A 13,962-nucleotide genomic window follows, 5' to 3' on the forward strand; every position below is an offset into this window, starting at 1 on the left:
CCGCCCGGCAGTCCTGCGCGGGCCGCTTCAGACCACGGCCCGCCCCGCCGCCCGGCCCGCCGCCCGGCCGGAGAAGATGCAGCCGCCGAGGAAGGTCCCCTCCAGCGAGCGGTAGCCGTGCACCCCGCCGCCGCCGAAACCGGCCGCCTCCCCCGCCGCGTACACCCCCGGCAGGGGCGTGCCGTCCGCGGTCAGGACCCGGGAGGACAGGTCCGTCTCCAGCCCGCCGAGCGACTTGCGGGTCAGGATGTTCAGCCGTACGGCGATCAGGGGGCCCGCGCCGGGGTCCAGGATCCGGTGCGGCGGCGCCGTGCGGATCAGCTTGTCGCCGAGGTAGGCGCGGGCCCCGTGGATCGCGGTGATCTGGAGGTCCTTGGTGAAGGGGTTGGCGATCTCGCGGTCCCGGGCGGTGATCTCGCGGCGCAGTTCGGCCTCGTCGATCAGCGGTTCGCCGGTGAGCGCGTTCATGCCCCGGACCAGGGCGGCGAGGTCCTTCTCCACGACGAAGTCCACGCCGTTGTCCATGAACGCCTTCACCGGCGCCGGTACGTCCGCGCGGGCCCGGCCGATCACGCCGCGGATCGACTTCCCGGTCAGGTCGGGGTTCTGTTCGGAGCCGGAGAGCGCGAACTCCTTGCCGATGATCTTCCGGTCGAGGACGAACCAGGTGTGGTCGTGGCCCGACCGCATGATGTGTTCGAGGGTGCCGAGGGTGTCGAAGCCCGGGAAGAGCGGGACCGGCAGCCGCTTGCCGCGGGCGTCGAGCCAGAGCGAGGAGGGGCCGGGCAGGATCCGGATGCCGTGCCGGGCCCAGATCGGGTTCCAGTTCTCGATGCCCTCGGTGTAGTGCCACATGCGGTCGCGGTTGATGTGGTGGGCGCCCGCCTCCTCGGCGATGCCGAGCATGAGGCCGTCGACGTGGGCGGGGACGCCGGAGAGCAGCTTCGCGGGCGGGGTGCCGAGCCGGGCGGGCCACTGTTCGCGCACCAGGTCGTGGTTGCCGCCGATGCCGCCGGAGGTGACGATCACCGCCTGGGCCCTCAGCTCGAACGTGCCGGTCGCCCGGCGGCTGCTCGCGGTGCCGCGGGCCGCCGCGCTCTGCTCCAGCACCTCGCCGGTGACCGTGTCGACGGTGCCCGCGGTGCGGCCGAGCCCCGTGACCCGGTGCCGGAACCGGAACCGTACGAGGCCCTTGGCGGCGCCCGCGCGCACCCGGCGCTCGAAGGGGGCGACGATGCCGGGGCCGGTGCCCCAGGTGATGTGGAAGCGGGGCACGGAGTTGCCGTGGCCGTTCGCGTCGTAGCCGCCGCGCTCGGCCCAGCCGACGACGGGGAAGATCCGCAGCCCCTGGGCGTGCAGCCAGGAGCGTTTCTCGCCGGCCGCGAAGTCGACGTACGCCTCGGCCCACTTCCGCGGCCAGTGGTCCTCCTCGCGGTCGAAGCCCGCCGTGCCGAGCCAGTCCTGGAGGGCCAGCTCGTGGCTGTCCTTGATCCGCATCCGGCGCTGCTCGGGCGAGTCGACGAGGAAGAGCCCGCCGAAGGACCAGTGCGCCTGGCCGCCGATCGACTGCTCGGGCTCCTGGTCGAGCAGGATCACCGAGCGGCCCGCGTCGACCAGTTCGGCGGTGGCCACCAGACCGGCGAGTCCGGCCCCGATCACGATCACGTCAGCGTCGTACGCCATGGGTGGTCCCATCCTGTCGGGGCGATCCGGTCGCGGCCGCGGTCCGGTTCCGGAGCCGGAAGTTACTGGTGCGTCAGATCTTCGGCACCCGGCCGCCGCGACGTCAACCGCCCGGTCGGCGGCGCTCCGGCCGCGTCCTGGGGCCGCAGCCGTTATCGTCGGTACAAATCCGCCCACTTCTGGCCTGGCTCGAGGGAGAAGCGTGTCAGTGCCGGTCCTCCTCCTCTCCGTGAGTGCCGCCTGCTGCCTGGGATTCGGCTTCGTCCTCCAGCAGGCCGCGGCCTCGCACGCCCCGAGGAGCGACTACCTCTCCCCCCGGCTGCTGCTGGACCTGATGCGGGTGCCGAGCTGGCTGGCGGGGATCGGGCTGATGGTCTGCGGCATGGTGCTGGGCGCCCTGGCCCTGGGCAAGGGCGAGGTGTCCGTCGTCGAGCCGCTCCTCGCGACCAATCTGCTCTTCGCGATGGCCCTGTCCCGGCACCGCACCGGCCAGCGGCTCGGCCGGCAGGGCTGGGCCGGGCTCTGGCTGCTGGCCGGCGGGGTCGCGGTCTTCCTGTTGGCGGGCCGGCCGCAGGGGGGTGAGGCGGTGTCCAGCGCGCTGCGGCACTGGTCGGTGGTCGGTGTGGTCGTGGGCGCGGCCCTGCTGCTCACCACCGTCGCCCGACGCTCCCGGTCGGGGGTCGCCCCGGCCCTGCTGGCGGTGGCGGCCGGTCTGCTGTACGGACTCCAGGACGCCCTCACCCGGATCAGCGGGCAACTGCTGGCCGGCGGCGGATGGGAGGCGCTGGTGGCGGGGTGGCAGCCGTACGCCGTGCTGGTGCTGGGGGCCACCGGACTGCTCCTGGTGCAGAGCGCGTTCGAGACGGGCCCGCTGCGGGTCTCGCTGCCCCCGCTGACCGCCTCCCAGCCGCTGGCCGGCATCGCCTGCGGGGTCGGTTTCCTCGGCGACCGGCTGCGCACCGACGCCGGTGCGCTGGTCTGGCAGGCGGTCGGGCTCCTCGCGATCGTCGCCGGGATCGTGCTGCTCGGGCTGCACCCGGCGATGCCGGAGGGGCCCGTGGGCGGGCGGCGCGAGAAGAGCCTCCAACCGCACTGAGCGGGCCCGCCCGGTCCCGGGAGCGCTCGCGCCGCTTCTCGACCATGGCCGTCACGGCGCGGACCTCCGGGCAGAAGACCGGGGAGAAGCCGATCCGTTTCTCGGACGCCGCCTCGTACGTCACCGGCGCCGGGCCGGCCGTGGACGGCGGCCGGACCACGGGGCCGACCGTGAAGTACGTCATGGGCCATTGATCGTCCGGCGATCTCCTGCTGTTGGATGGGGAGCATGAACCCTTCTGACGAGATGCTGGACATCGTCGACGAGAACGACGTGGTCGTGGGGCGAGCCCCGCGCGGGGAGGCCACCGCGCGGCGCCTTCGCCACCGCTGCGTCTTCATCGAGGTGCAGGACGCCGAAGGCCGCTTCTTCGTCCACCGCAGGACCGCGACCAAGCTGGTCTTCCCGTCCCGTTACGACATGTTCGTCGGCGGGGTGGTCGGCGCCGGGGAGTCCTACGAGGAGGCGGCGCTGCGGGAGGCCGAGGAGGAGCTGGGGGTGTCCGGGCTCCCCCGGCCCGAGCCGCTCTTCAAGTTCCTCTACGAGGGCGAGCACTCCTGGTGGTCCGCCGTCTACCGGGTGCGGTGCGAACTGCCGGTGGATCCGCAGGTGGAGGAGGTCGCCTGGCACGCCTTCCTCACCGAGGCGGAGCTCGCGGAGCGGATCGACGCCTGGGAGTGGGTGCCGGACGGGCTGGAGGCGTACCACCGGCTGCGGGCGTTGCGGGCGACCGGGCAGGCCCGATGAGCCCGGTCGGCGCCCTGTCGCGGAAACCGGCGGACAGGGGCCGGACGTGAACGAATTCGTGCGGGGCCTGCGGCTGTGGTTCGCGCCGCAGCGCATCCGCGAGGAGGGCGAGACACCGGACTACCGGTTCTCGCTCGCCAACGAGCGCACCTTCCTCGCCTGGATCCGGACGGCTCTGGCGCTGATCGGCGGCGGTTTCGCGGTCGACCAGTTCCTGCCGGAGCTGGTGTGGGGCGTCCGTGCCGGTCTGGCGCTCGCGCTGCTGGCGTCCGGGGTGCTGTGCGCGCTGCGCGCGGTCAACCACTGGGTTCGGTGCGAGCGGGCGATGCGGCGCGGGGAGGACCTTCCGGTCTCCCGGTTCCCGACGCTGCTCGGCCTCGCCGTGGCGGTCGTCGCCGTGGTGATGGTGGTGGTGGTCCTCTTCGGCTGGGAGGGCCGGTGACCACCGGGGAACGCGACCCCGGGCTGCAGCCCGAGCGGACGCGGCTGGCGTGGCGGCGCACGACGCTGTCGTGCACGGTGGTGGCGCTGCTGGCGGTCAGGCAGGCGCTGCACGGCGGGGTGAGCGCGACCGGGGTCGTCGCGGTGGCACTGAGTGCGCTGGCCTGGCTGGGGTTCCTGCGGGTGGCGCATCTGCGGGTGCTCGGGATGGGGGCCGCGCGGCCCCGGCCCCTGACGGCGCGCGACGCCCTGGCCGCGGCGGCGTGCACGGTCGCGCTCGCGGTGTTCGCTGTCGCCCTGCTGTTCTGAGACCGCGCGGTCCCGGCCCGGAGGCCGGAAGTCGGGGGTGGGGTCGGCGGTGGGGGTGGTGGCCGGTCAGTCGGCCGGGGCGTCCGAAACCTCCGGGACCGCCCAGGGCACGGTGACGACGATCTTTCCCCGGGTGCGCCCCTGCTCGTTCAGGCGGTGCGCCTCCGCCGCCTCCTCCAGCGGGAACACCCGGTCCACATGAACCGTGACGACGCCCTGTTCGGCCAGTTCGGCCAGGTGGGCGAGATCCTCGGGGTCCGGGCGCACGAAGACGTAACGGCCGCCGTACGAGAAGACCTCGGCGTCCGCGACGGACGCCAGCCTCCCGCCGGGCCCCAGCACCTCGGCGGAGACCCGGAGCGTCTCGCCGCCGACCGTGTCGAACGCGGCGTCGACGCCGTCCGGGGCCAGTTCCCGCAGCCGGTCGGCGAGGCCGTCCCCGTAGGCCACCGGTTCCCCGCCGAGCCCCCGGACGTGGTCGTGGTTGTGCTCGCTCGCGGTGCCGATGACCCGGGCGCCCGCGTGCCGGGCGAGCTGGACGGCGAACGAGCCGACGCCGCCCGCGGCCGCGTGGACGAGGACCGTGTCGCCGGCCCGGACCTTCAGGGCGCGGTGCAGCACCTGGTAGGCGGTGAGACCGGCCAGCGGCAGGCCCGCCGCCTCCTCGAAGCTCAGGTTCCGGGGCTTGCGGGCGAGGGCCCGCAGGGGGGCGGCGACGTACTCGGCGAGCGTGCCGCGGCAGAGGAAGTCCTCCCGCGCGTAACCGATGACCTCGTCGCCGACCGCGAACTCCTCGACGCCGATGCCGGGCTGGACCACGACGCCGGACACGTCCCAGCCGGGGATCACCGGGAAGACGGCGTCCAGGACGGGGTCGAGGTGTCCCTCACGGGCCTTCCAGTCGACCGGGTTGACCGCCGCGGCCCGCACCTTCACCAGGACCGTGTCCGGGCCGACCTTGGGGTCGGGCCGCTCCCCGTACTCCAGGACCTCGGCCCCGCCGTACCTGCTGTAGCTGATCGCCTTCATGTACCGACCGTCGGTGCGGGCCGGGACACCCGCAACTCGGCCCGGTCCGGGCCGGGGCCCCGGGCCGTCACCAGCGCGGGATCGCGGGGGTCCGCCAGTCCGGCTCGACCTTGCGCATCGCGGCCGCGTCGTCGCGCTCGCGCATGGTGCCGTCGTCATCGAGCCAGCGCCGGTGCAGGGCGGCCAGGCGGTCGCGGTCGAGTTCCACGCCGAGGCCGGGGGCGTCGGACACGGTCAGCCGGCCGTCCTCGAAGACGTGGCGGGTGGTGATGACGTCCTCGGTCTGCCAGGGGTAGTGGCTGTCGCAGGCGTAGTCGAGGTTGGGGACGGTGGCGGCGACGTGGGTCATCGCGGCCAGGCTGATCCCGAGGTGGGTGTTGGAGTGCATGGAGAGCCCGACGCCGAAGGTGCGGCATATCCCGGCGAGTTCGCGGGTGCGGTGCAGCCCGCCCCAGTAGTGGTGGTCGGAGAGGACCACCTGCACGGCGCCGCGGGCGAAGGCGTCCGGGAGTTCGGCGAGGGTGGTCACGCACATGTTGGTGGCCAGCGGCACGTCGGTGGCCGCGGCGACCTCGGCCATCGCGTCGGTGCCGGTCGCCGGGTCCTCCAGGTACTCGAGCACGTCCTTCAACTGCTCGGCGACGTACAGCGAGGTCTCCACGGACCAGGCGCCGTTGGGGTCCAGGCGCAGCGGCCGGCCGGGGAACTCCTCGGCCAGGGCGCGGATCGCGGCGATCTCCCGGTCGGGTTCGAAGACGCCGCCCTTGAGCTTGAAGGAGGAGAAGCCGTGTTCGCGGGCGAAGCGCCGGGCCTGGGCGACGACGCCGGCCGGGTCGAGGGCGGCGCCCCAGTCGTCCTGCTCGCCGCCGTCCTCGGGGTGGGCGGCCCAGCGGTAGAAGAGGTAGGCGCTGTACTCGACGCGGTCGCGGACCTTCCCGCCGAGCAGGGTGTGCACGGGGAGGCCGAGGGTCTTGCCCAGCGCGTCCAGGCAGGCGACCTCGAAGCCGGAGACGACGGAGAGCCGGAGCTTGTCGGCGGTCTGGACACCGCGCAGTCCACCCGCCTCGACCCGGTCGTCGGTCGCTCGTGAATCACCGCACACCTCGTCGGCCAGGGCGAACAGGCCGTTCACATCACTGACCGGGCGTCCGACGAGTGCGGTGGCGAGCGGCTGCGCGAGTTCGAGGTACCTGCCGTCCCCGTACGTCTCCCCGACGCCCGTGACACCACTGCGGGTGACGACCTCCATGACCAGGCGGGGGGTGTAGGGCTGGTGGACCCCCTGGGTGTTGAGCAGGGGCGGGTCGGCGATCAGGATCGGGGTCAGCCGGACTTCGTCGATCAGCAGCTCTGTATTCATACGTGAACTCTATTCAGGGATGCGACTGAGCACCAGACTCCGGCCCGATCCGGACGGGGGGCGGCGCACCGGACGACGGGAGCCCACTGGACGACATACCGACTGGTCGGCATCATGGGCGGCGACCGTCTTTCATCCGGAGGTGCGCACGATGAGCCCAGTCCACCCGCCAGGTCTCGACCTCGACCGGCTGCGCGCACACCTCGACCGCGAGCGGCCGGGGCTGGTGAGCGGACCGCTCGAGGCCCGGATCATCGAGGGCGGCCGGTCGAACCTGACGTACGTCGTCACGGACGGCACCGGCCGCTGGGTCGTCCGCAGGCCCCCGCTGGGCCATGTGCTGGCCACCGCGCACGACATGAAGCGGGAGCACCGGGTGATCAGCGCCCTCCACCCGACGGCCGTGCCGGTGCCCGGGCCGGTGCTGCTCTGCGAGGACGACACGGTGCTCGGGTCGCCCTTCTACGTCATGGAGTACGTCGAGGGCACCCCGTACCGCAGCGCCGAGCAGCTCGCCCCGCTGGGCGCCGAACGCACCCGGGCGGTCGTGCTCGGCCTCGTCGACACCCTGGTCGAGCTGCACGCGGTGGACCCGCGGGCCGTCGGGCTCGACGACTTCGGGCGGCCCGAGGGCTTCCTCGACCGGCAGTTGCGCCGCTGGGGCAAGCAGCTGGACGCCTCCCGAAACCGCGAACTGCCCGGCATCGACGAGCTGCACGCGGCGCTCGGGCGCGAACTGCCCGGCTCGCCCGCGCCCACCGTGGTGCACGGCGATTACCGCCTGGACAACGCCCTGATCGGCGCCGACGACCGGATCAAGGCCGTCCTGGACTGGGAGATGTCAACGCTCGGCGATCCGCTGACCGACCTCGGCCTGCTGGTGATGTACAGCTCCGACCTCGACCTGGCGCACTCCCCCGTCGCCACCACCAGCGGCGCGGCGGGCCACCCCTCGCCCGCCGAGCTGATCGAGCGCTACGCCGCCCGTTCCGGCCGGGACACCTCGGCCATCTCCTGGTACACGGCCTTCGCCTGGTTCAAGCTCGCCGTGATCCTGGAGGGCATCCACTACCGCTACACCCTGGGCCGGACCGTCGGTGCCGGTTTCGACCGCATCGGCGCCCTCGTCCCCGTCTTCATCGAGCACGGCCTCGGCACCCTCCAGGAAGGCTGATCCCCCATGGACTTCGCATTCGACGCCCGCACCGAGGAGCTGCGCGGCCGGCTGCTCGCCTTCATGGACGAGCACGTGCACCCGGCCGAGAAGACCGCGGACGAGCAGCGCGCGCTGCTGGCCTCCCCGTGGCAGACCCCGCAGATCGTCGAGGACCTGAAGACCGAGGCGCGGCGGCAGGGCCTGTGGAACCTCTTCCTCCCCGACGCGGAGTACGGGGCCGGGCTGACCAATCTCCAGTACGCCCCGCTCGCCGAGATCACCGGCCGTTCCCCGCAGTTGGCCCCGACCGCGCTCAACTGCGCGGCCCCGGACACCGGGAACATGGAGGTGCTCTTCCAGTTCGGCACGGACGAACAGAAGAAGCGGTGGCTGGAGCCGCTGCTCGCCGGGGAGATCCGCTCCGCGTTCGCGATGACGGAGCCCGAGGTGGCTTCGTCGGACGCGACGAACATCGAGACCCGGATCGTGCGCGACGGCGGAGACTACGTCGTCAACGGCCGCAAGTGGTACATCTCGGGGGCGATGAACCCGGACTGCGAGATCTTCGTCGTGATGGGCAAGACCGCCCCCGGGGGCGCCGACATCCGCCGCCGGCAGTCGATGATCCTGGTCCCCCGTGACACCCCGGGACTCGAAGTGCGCCGCGCCATGCAGGTGTACGGGTACGAGGACCACTACCACGGCGGCCACGCCGAGGTCTCCTTCACCGACGTGCGGGTGCCCGCCGGGAACCTGATCGGCGAGGAGGGCGGCGGCTTCGCCATCGCCCAGGCGCGGCTGGGACCGGGCCGCATCCACCACTGCATGCGGCTGATCGGCATGGCCGAGCGGGCGATCGAGCTGATGTGCCGGCGGGCGGTGTCCCGTACGGCCTTCGGCAAGCCGCTCGCCCAGCAGGGCGTCGTGCAGAACTGGATCGCGGACGCGCGGGTGACGGTGGAGCAGCTGCGGCTGCTGGTCCTGAAGACGGCGTGGCTGATGGACACGGTGGGCAACCGGGGCGCGCACACGGAGATCCAGGCCATCAAGATCGCCACCCCGCGCGCGGTGGTCGACATCCTCGACCGGGCGGTGCAGCTGCACGGCGCGGGCGGGGTCGGCCAGGACTTCCCGCTGGCCGAACTGTGGGCGGCGGCACGGACGTTGCAGCTGGCGGACGGCCCCGACGAGGTGCACCAGCGGTCGCTGGCCCGGCGGGAGATCAAGCGGTACGTGTCGTAGGCGGCGCGCCGGGGACGGGTGCGGGGCGGTGGGCGCGGGGCGACCGGCGCTCCCCGCCCCGCGCCCTTTCCTCAATGGCCGACCGGAGCCCCGTCCTTCGAGGTTCCGATCCGGTCGAGCACCGAGGTGTACCGGGAGCGCCGGTCGGGGCGGGCGCGGGCGGCGGCCTTGCGGAGGGCGGGGACCGCCGCCGCACCCAGCTCGACGAGCCCCTCGGCCGCCGCCCCGCGCACCACGGCGTGCGGGTGGGCGAGCAGCCCCGTCACGGCGGGGACCGCGGGTTCCCAGCCGGCGCGGCAGAGCGTACGGATCGCCATCCGCACCACGTCGGGGCGGGGGTCGTCCAGCAGCGACGCGGTGAGCCGCAGATGGGCCGGCCGCTCCAGCATCACCCGTGACGTCCGGTGCGCGCGCAGCCGGACCTCGGGCCGGGGATGGGTGATCAACTCGTCCAGCAGGTCGTGGAGCCGACGGTCCGGGTCGGCGTCCGGGCCGGGGTGCGCACCGGCCAGTTCGGTGAGGGCCCGGCAGATCTGCTCCGGGGTTCCGGCCCGGGCCAGGTCCAGCAGTTCCCGGCGGGACGGCGGGCGGACGGGGTCGGCGGGTGCGGCGGTGCCGCGTTCACGGAGCGCCGCGAGCGCGGCCGCGTCCCGCCGTGCGGCGTCCGGACCGCGCAGCGGACCCTCCACGAGCCGGAGCCGGTCCGCCAGTTCGCCTCGGCCCTCCGCGCGCAGGCGGCGGCAGGTCTCCGTCAGCGCGGGGGTGCGCAGCAGCGGCTGGCCGACGAGCAGGTCGAGGAAGCCCCAGGCGCCGGCGGCGAGCCGCCCGCCCAGGGCCTCGGCCAGCGCGTCGGCGGGATGGGCGCGCAGCGCCCCGGCGATCTCCGCCCCGAGCCCGGCCGGGGCGTGTTCCCACCACTCCAGCAGCAGCGGCACCAGCGGTTCCCGCTCCGCCGGGCCGAGCCGGGCCGCCGCGCGGGCCACCAGGTCGGGCCGTACACCGTCGCCGCGCAGCTCCGCCTCGTCGATCCCGGCCAGTGCGCGGGCCGGGTCGGCGCCGGGGGGCAGTTCCACGCGTCCGCGGAGATGGGCGCGGAGCACCGCCAGCCGGGCCTCGGGCTCGGGCCATCGCGCGAGTGCCCGCGCCGCGGTGTTCCTGCGGTCCGCCGCGTCCGAATCCAGCATGGCCAGCAGCCGTTCGTACTGGGCCGCCGAGCGGGGCTGGTCGAGGTCGTCGGCACGGACGTGCCTGGGGGGCGGCACCGCGCGGTCGGCCCCGGGGGCGGTGCGCGGCGGTGCGTCGAGCGGCTGGAGGGACGTCATCCAGTCGAGCAGCGCCTCCCGCACCGCCGGGTCGTCGGTGCCCCGGTATGCCTCGATCAGTGCGTCCAGCCGGTCCTGCGGGGGGATCGTGCCGTCGTCCCGGCGGCGGAACTCCGCGGCCCCGTCCGGGGTGCGCACCGCCGCCTCCAGGGCCGCCCGCCAGGCCCGGGTCGCGGCGGGGAGGGGGGCCGTGCCGGGTTCCGGGACGGCGAACGCCTCGCGCAGCACGGCGGTTTCGGCCCGCCACGGGTCGGCGCCGAGCCGGGCGCCCGCGAGCGCCCGGTCGAGGTCGGCACGGACCGGCACCGCGCCGAGGCGGCGCAGCAGCGTCAGCGTGGACCGGTGCGGTGCGGCGGGGGCGGGCCGCAGGGCCCGTACCGAGGCGATGGCGGACGGCCTCTGGGCGGCCGTCATCATCGGCGCGGCCTCCTCCAGCACGGCGATCAGGTCGTGACGGTCCTCGTCCCGGGCGTCGGCGAGCACGTCGAGCAGCACCCCGGCGGACCGGGCGAGGGCGGTGAGTTCCCCGGCGGACCAGGTGCAGGAGGCGGGTTCCCCGCCGGACCGGGTGCGGGAGGCAGGTTCCCCGGCGGACCGAGGACGGGCAGCGGGTTGCCCGGCGGACCGAGTGCGGGCGGTGAGTTCTCCTGCGGACCGGGGCGTGGCGCAGATCCGCAGCACGAACCGGATCACCTTCCGGCGGTGCGCGGGCCGGGAGCCGGCCAGGAGGAGCCAGTGGTCCAGCATCGGCCGCAGTTCGTCCGCCCGACCGGGGCCCAGCGGCCCGTCCCGGTCGGCGATCCGCAGGGCGAGCGAGGGGTTCCAGCCCCCGGCCACCAGCGCCGCCACGTCCCGGTCCGCTTCCCGGTCCGCCTCGTCGGCCGCCGGGGGCCGTCCGGTGTCCGGCGCGGCGATCCCGTGCCGGGCCATGGCCGGGGCCAGCTCGTCCACCCGGCCGGAGGCCGCCGTGACCCGGCCCGAGGCCACCAGGGCGAGCAGTTCGGCGGCCACCGGGGACCGCTGCTCCTCCAGCGCGAGGATCGCACGCACGGTGAGGGCGCCGTCGAGGCCCGCCAGCAGCAGTTCGCGGGAACGGGCGTCGTGGCTGTGCTCGGCGGCGGCCAGCAGCGTGGCCGCGCAGGCGTCGCCGAGGATCGTGCGCAGAGCCGCGAGGAGTGCGGTGCGCAGTCCGGGGTTGTCGTCGTGCCCGACCCGGAACAGCAGCTTCGGGAGCGCCGCGGGGGTGCCCGCCCGGACCAGTGCCTCGGCCGCGGTCTTCCTGATGTTCATGTTGGGGTGGTCGAGGCACGCGGCGATCGCGGTGCTCGCCCAGTGGGCGCGGGCGTGTCCCAGGGCGTGCAGGGCCTGGCGCACGGTCTGGACGTCCCGGGCGGTGGTCAGCGCGGTCAGCGAGGCCGACAGCGCCTGGGCGTCCTCGCCGGTGGTGTCGCGGGCGAGGAGGGCGATGACGTGCTTGCGCACGTGCCGGTCCCGGTGGCGCAGCATCCGGTGCACCCGGGCCCGGGTGCCCGCCCAGGGGGCCCGGAGCAGCGCTTCGAGGAGGATCGCCCGTTCGGCGTCGGACAATCCGGTCCGGTCCAGCAGGTCCAGTGCCGTGGAGGCGACGAGGGCGTGGCCGGCCTCCCGCGCGTCCGCGGCGCCGAGCAGGCAGACCGGCCTGATCGCGCCCCGGGCGTGGAGTCGGCGGCCCAGGGCGGCCACGGCGTCCAGGACCTCCTGCGGCACCACGGGTTCGCCGACCGGCTGCCCGTGCTCCCCGGTGCGGGCGGGGGCGTCCGGGCGCCACGACGCCGCCCGGTCGGCCACCACGCGCAGCAGCAGGTCGGCGATGGCCGGGAGGGTGGCGGCGGTGCCGTGGGCGGCCAGCCCGCACAGCGCGGCCACCGGTTCGTCCGGGTCCAGGGGGGAGCTCAGCAGGGCCAGTTCCCGCTCGTCGGGGCCGCCGAGTCCGGCCGCGATCCGGGGCGGCAGGGCGAGGGGGTCCAGCCGGGCAAGGAGGTCGTGGCGCCGTTCCGGGTCGTCGGTGAGCTGCCAGAGGATTTCGAGGGCGCGGTCGCGCACGGTGCGCAGGTGGGGCGCGATCCCGTCCGGGGCCGGGGTGTCCGCCTCGGTTCCCAGCCCGTCCCGCAGGGCCCGTACGGTGCGGGGCCCGCCGATCGCCTCCAGGGTCTCCAGGGCCGCGGCCGGTGCCGTGGGGAGCAGGGCGAGCACGGCCTCCTCGGCGTCCTCGTGGCGCAGGGTGCGGATCGCGTCGAGGAACGGCGCGGGGTCGGGAGCGGACGGGAGCAGCCGGGTGATGGCGTCCCCGACCGGCAGGTCGCCGGCACCCTGCCCGGCCAGGGCCACCAGCAGGGCGAGCCGCCGGGGCCAGCCCGGGTCGTCGGCCGCCGCCTCCGCCAGGACCCGGAGCGTCTCCTTCCGGGCGGTGAAGAGGACGGTCGCCACCTCGCGGGACGGGATCGAGTGGTCGGCCAGGGCGAGGCCGACGACGGCCGGGACGTCCGGGTCCTGCGGGAAGTGCCCGCGCCGGTGGAGGCCGCGCAGGCAGGTCAACGCGGGTCCGCCGAGGAGCAGGGGGTCGCGCGCGGCGACGGCCGTCAGCGCGCCGATGTCGTCGCGGTCCGCCAGGTCGCCGAGCAGTTCCATGGCGCGCCGGCGAAGGACCGGTGGGAGGCCGGGGTCCTCGACGACCTGCCGCAGCAGGTCGGGGTGGCCGTGGCAAGCGGCGGCCGCGAGGGCGGCCTCGGCCGCCCCGGGCCGCTCCCGTACGAAGTCCTCCGTGGTGAGGAACGGGGCGAGGCGTCCCCGGGGCAGCGGTTCCGTCGCCGCCCACGGTTCGGCGAGCGCGGTCAGCGCGTCGACGAGGACCCGGGTGTCGTCGGTGTCGAGCAGGCCGGTGAGGCGGGCCCGGGCCGGGGCCGGGGCCAGCAGTCCGGCGTGCAGGCCCTGCCGGACCAGCCGGACAGCCTCGGCCCGCAGGACCGGATCGCCGCAGGCCGCCAGCTCGTCCACGAGCCGTGCCGGGTGGGGCGCGGCGGTGATGTCCGTCTCCCGCACGGCCCGGTGGAGGAGTTCGCCGGGCGCCCCGTCACGGAGCACGGCGGAGTCACGGAACACGGCGGGGTCACGGAGAAGCGCAGGGTCACGGAGCACGGCGGGGTCGTGCAGGATGTCGGCGCGCAGCCAGGCGGTCCGTACCCGCTCCGGCAGTTCCCCGGCGGTGCGCCAGGACGGCCGGGGGCGTCCGCGCAGGTGGGGGGCGAGCCGCTCGTACAGTCCCGCCAGGAGGAGATCCGCCTCCGGCGGGCCCGTCAGCTCCTTCGGCAGCAGCGCGGCGAGCTCGGCCCGCTCCCCGTCGTCGGACGGGCCGCAGGCGGTGAGCCGCTCGTCGAGCAGGACCAGTCCCAGGTGGCGCTGGGCGGGGTCCTCGTGCCGGATCAGCCGCCCCAGGACTTCCGGTGGGCAGTCCCGTGCGTCCGGGGCTCCGGGCAGCGGGCCGGTGCCGGCCCGGTCCACTGCGCCGTGGAGGTGTGTGTCGGCCGGTTTCCGCATCGTC

Annotated in this window: 10 protein-coding genes and 1 pseudogene; 7 read left to right on the forward strand and 4 right to left on the reverse strand. The window is 75.0% G+C overall.

Going from position 1 to position 13,962, the window contains the following annotated elements; genetic code table 11:
* Positions 1-27: 27 nt before the first annotated feature.
* Positions 28-1,683: an FAD-binding dehydrogenase gene (locus OCT49_RS05760; RefSeq protein ID WP_283850803.1), complete on the reverse strand. Its 1,656-nt coding sequence runs from the start codon at positions 1,681-1,683 to the stop codon at positions 28-30.
* Positions 1,684-1,885: 202 nt separating this feature from the next.
* Between OCT49_RS05760 and OCT49_RS05765 the strand changes: the two genes are divergently transcribed.
* The 5 genes and pseudogenes from OCT49_RS05765 (at position 1,886) to OCT49_RS05785 (ending at position 4,276) form a co-directional block, all read left to right on the forward strand.
* Positions 1,886-2,779, forward strand: a complete 894-nt coding sequence (locus OCT49_RS05765) for a DMT family transporter (protein WP_283850804.1) — start codon at positions 1,886-1,888, stop codon at positions 2,777-2,779.
* A 101-nt stretch (positions 2,780-2,880) separates the two neighbouring features.
* Positions 2,881-2,973: pseudogene (locus OCT49_RS05770) on the forward strand (3-alpha-hydroxysteroid dehydrogenase); the annotation flags it as partial.
* A 34-nt stretch (positions 2,974-3,007) separates the two neighbouring features.
* Positions 3,008-3,526 carry an NUDIX hydrolase gene (locus OCT49_RS05775; protein WP_283850805.1) on the forward strand — a complete coding sequence of 173 codons (519 nt, stop codon included), beginning with the start codon at positions 3,008-3,010 and terminating at the stop codon, positions 3,524-3,526.
* Between the two features lie 46 nt (positions 3,527-3,572).
* The gene (locus OCT49_RS05780; protein WP_283850806.1) at positions 3,573-3,968 is read left to right on the forward strand and encodes a YidH family protein; all 396 of its coding nucleotides are present in this window, start codon (positions 3,573-3,575) and stop codon (positions 3,966-3,968) included.
* Positions 3,965-4,276, forward strand: a complete 312-nt coding sequence (locus tag OCT49_RS05785; RefSeq protein ID WP_283850807.1) for a DUF202 domain-containing protein — start codon at positions 3,965-3,967, stop codon at positions 4,274-4,276. The genes OCT49_RS05780 and OCT49_RS05785 overlap by 4 nt, the downstream gene beginning before the upstream one ends.
* A 66-nt stretch (positions 4,277-4,342) precedes the next feature.
* Here OCT49_RS05785 and OCT49_RS05790 read toward each other — a convergent pair whose 3' ends face one another.
* Entirely contained in the window at positions 4,343-5,305 is a 963-nt protein-coding gene (locus OCT49_RS05790) for an NADP-dependent oxidoreductase (protein WP_283850808.1), read from the reverse strand.
* Between the two features lie 67 nt (positions 5,306-5,372).
* Positions 5,373-6,665: a glucarate dehydratase family protein gene (locus OCT49_RS05795; protein WP_283850809.1), complete on the reverse strand. Its 1,293-nt coding sequence runs from the start codon at positions 6,663-6,665 to the stop codon at positions 5,373-5,375.
* Positions 6,666-6,816: 151 nt separating this feature from the next.
* On the opposite strand from OCT49_RS05795, the gene OCT49_RS05800 reads away from it, so the two are divergent.
* Entirely contained in the window at positions 6,817-7,839 is a 1,023-nt protein-coding gene (locus tag OCT49_RS05800; RefSeq protein WP_283850810.1) for a phosphotransferase family protein, read from the forward strand.
* A gap of 6 nt (positions 7,840-7,845) precedes the next feature.
* Positions 7,846-9,063, forward strand: coding sequence for an acyl-CoA dehydrogenase family protein (locus OCT49_RS05805; protein ID WP_283850811.1), 1,218 nt, complete (start codon positions 7,846-7,848; stop codon positions 9,061-9,063).
* Between the two features lie 71 nt (positions 9,064-9,134).
* On the opposite strand, the gene OCT49_RS05810 is transcribed toward OCT49_RS05805, so the two are convergent.
* Complete coding sequence (locus OCT49_RS05810; RefSeq protein ID WP_283850812.1) at positions 9,135-13,958, reverse strand: HEAT repeat domain-containing protein; 4,824 nt, start codon at positions 13,956-13,958, stop codon at positions 9,135-9,137.
* Positions 13,959-13,962 lie beyond the last annotated feature (4 nt).

It is taken from the genome of Streptomyces sp. ML-6 (assembly GCF_030116705.1).
In the GTDB taxonomy this organism is placed as follows: Bacteria; Actinomycetota; Actinomycetes; order Streptomycetales; family Streptomycetaceae; genus Streptomyces.

Excerpts from the sequence above, each read along its gene's own strand:
- OCT49_RS05760 (WP_283850803.1), bottom strand. The coding sequence starts at position 1,683 with ATGGCGTACGACGCTGACGTGATCGTGATCGGGGCCGGACTCGCCGGT.
- OCT49_RS05775 (WP_283850805.1), top strand. The coding sequence starts at position 3,008 with ATGAACCCTTCTGACGAGATGCTGGACATCGTCGACGAGAACGACGTG.
- OCT49_RS05790 (WP_283850808.1), bottom strand. The coding sequence starts at position 5,305 with ATGAAGGCGATCAGCTACAGCAGGTACGGCGGGGCCGAGGTCCTGGAG.
- OCT49_RS05795 (WP_283850809.1), bottom strand. The coding sequence starts at position 6,665 with ATGAATACAGAGCTGCTGATCGACGAAGTCCGGCTGACCCCGATCCTG.
- OCT49_RS05800 (WP_283850810.1), top strand. The coding sequence starts at position 6,817 with ATGAGCCCAGTCCACCCGCCAGGTCTCGACCTCGACCGGCTGCGCGCA.
- OCT49_RS05805 (WP_283850811.1), top strand. The coding sequence starts at position 7,846 with ATGGACTTCGCATTCGACGCCCGCACCGAGGAGCTGCGCGGCCGGCTG.
- OCT49_RS05810 (WP_283850812.1), bottom strand. The coding sequence starts at position 13,958 with ATGCGGAAACCGGCCGACACACACCTCCACGGCGCAGTGGACCGGGCC.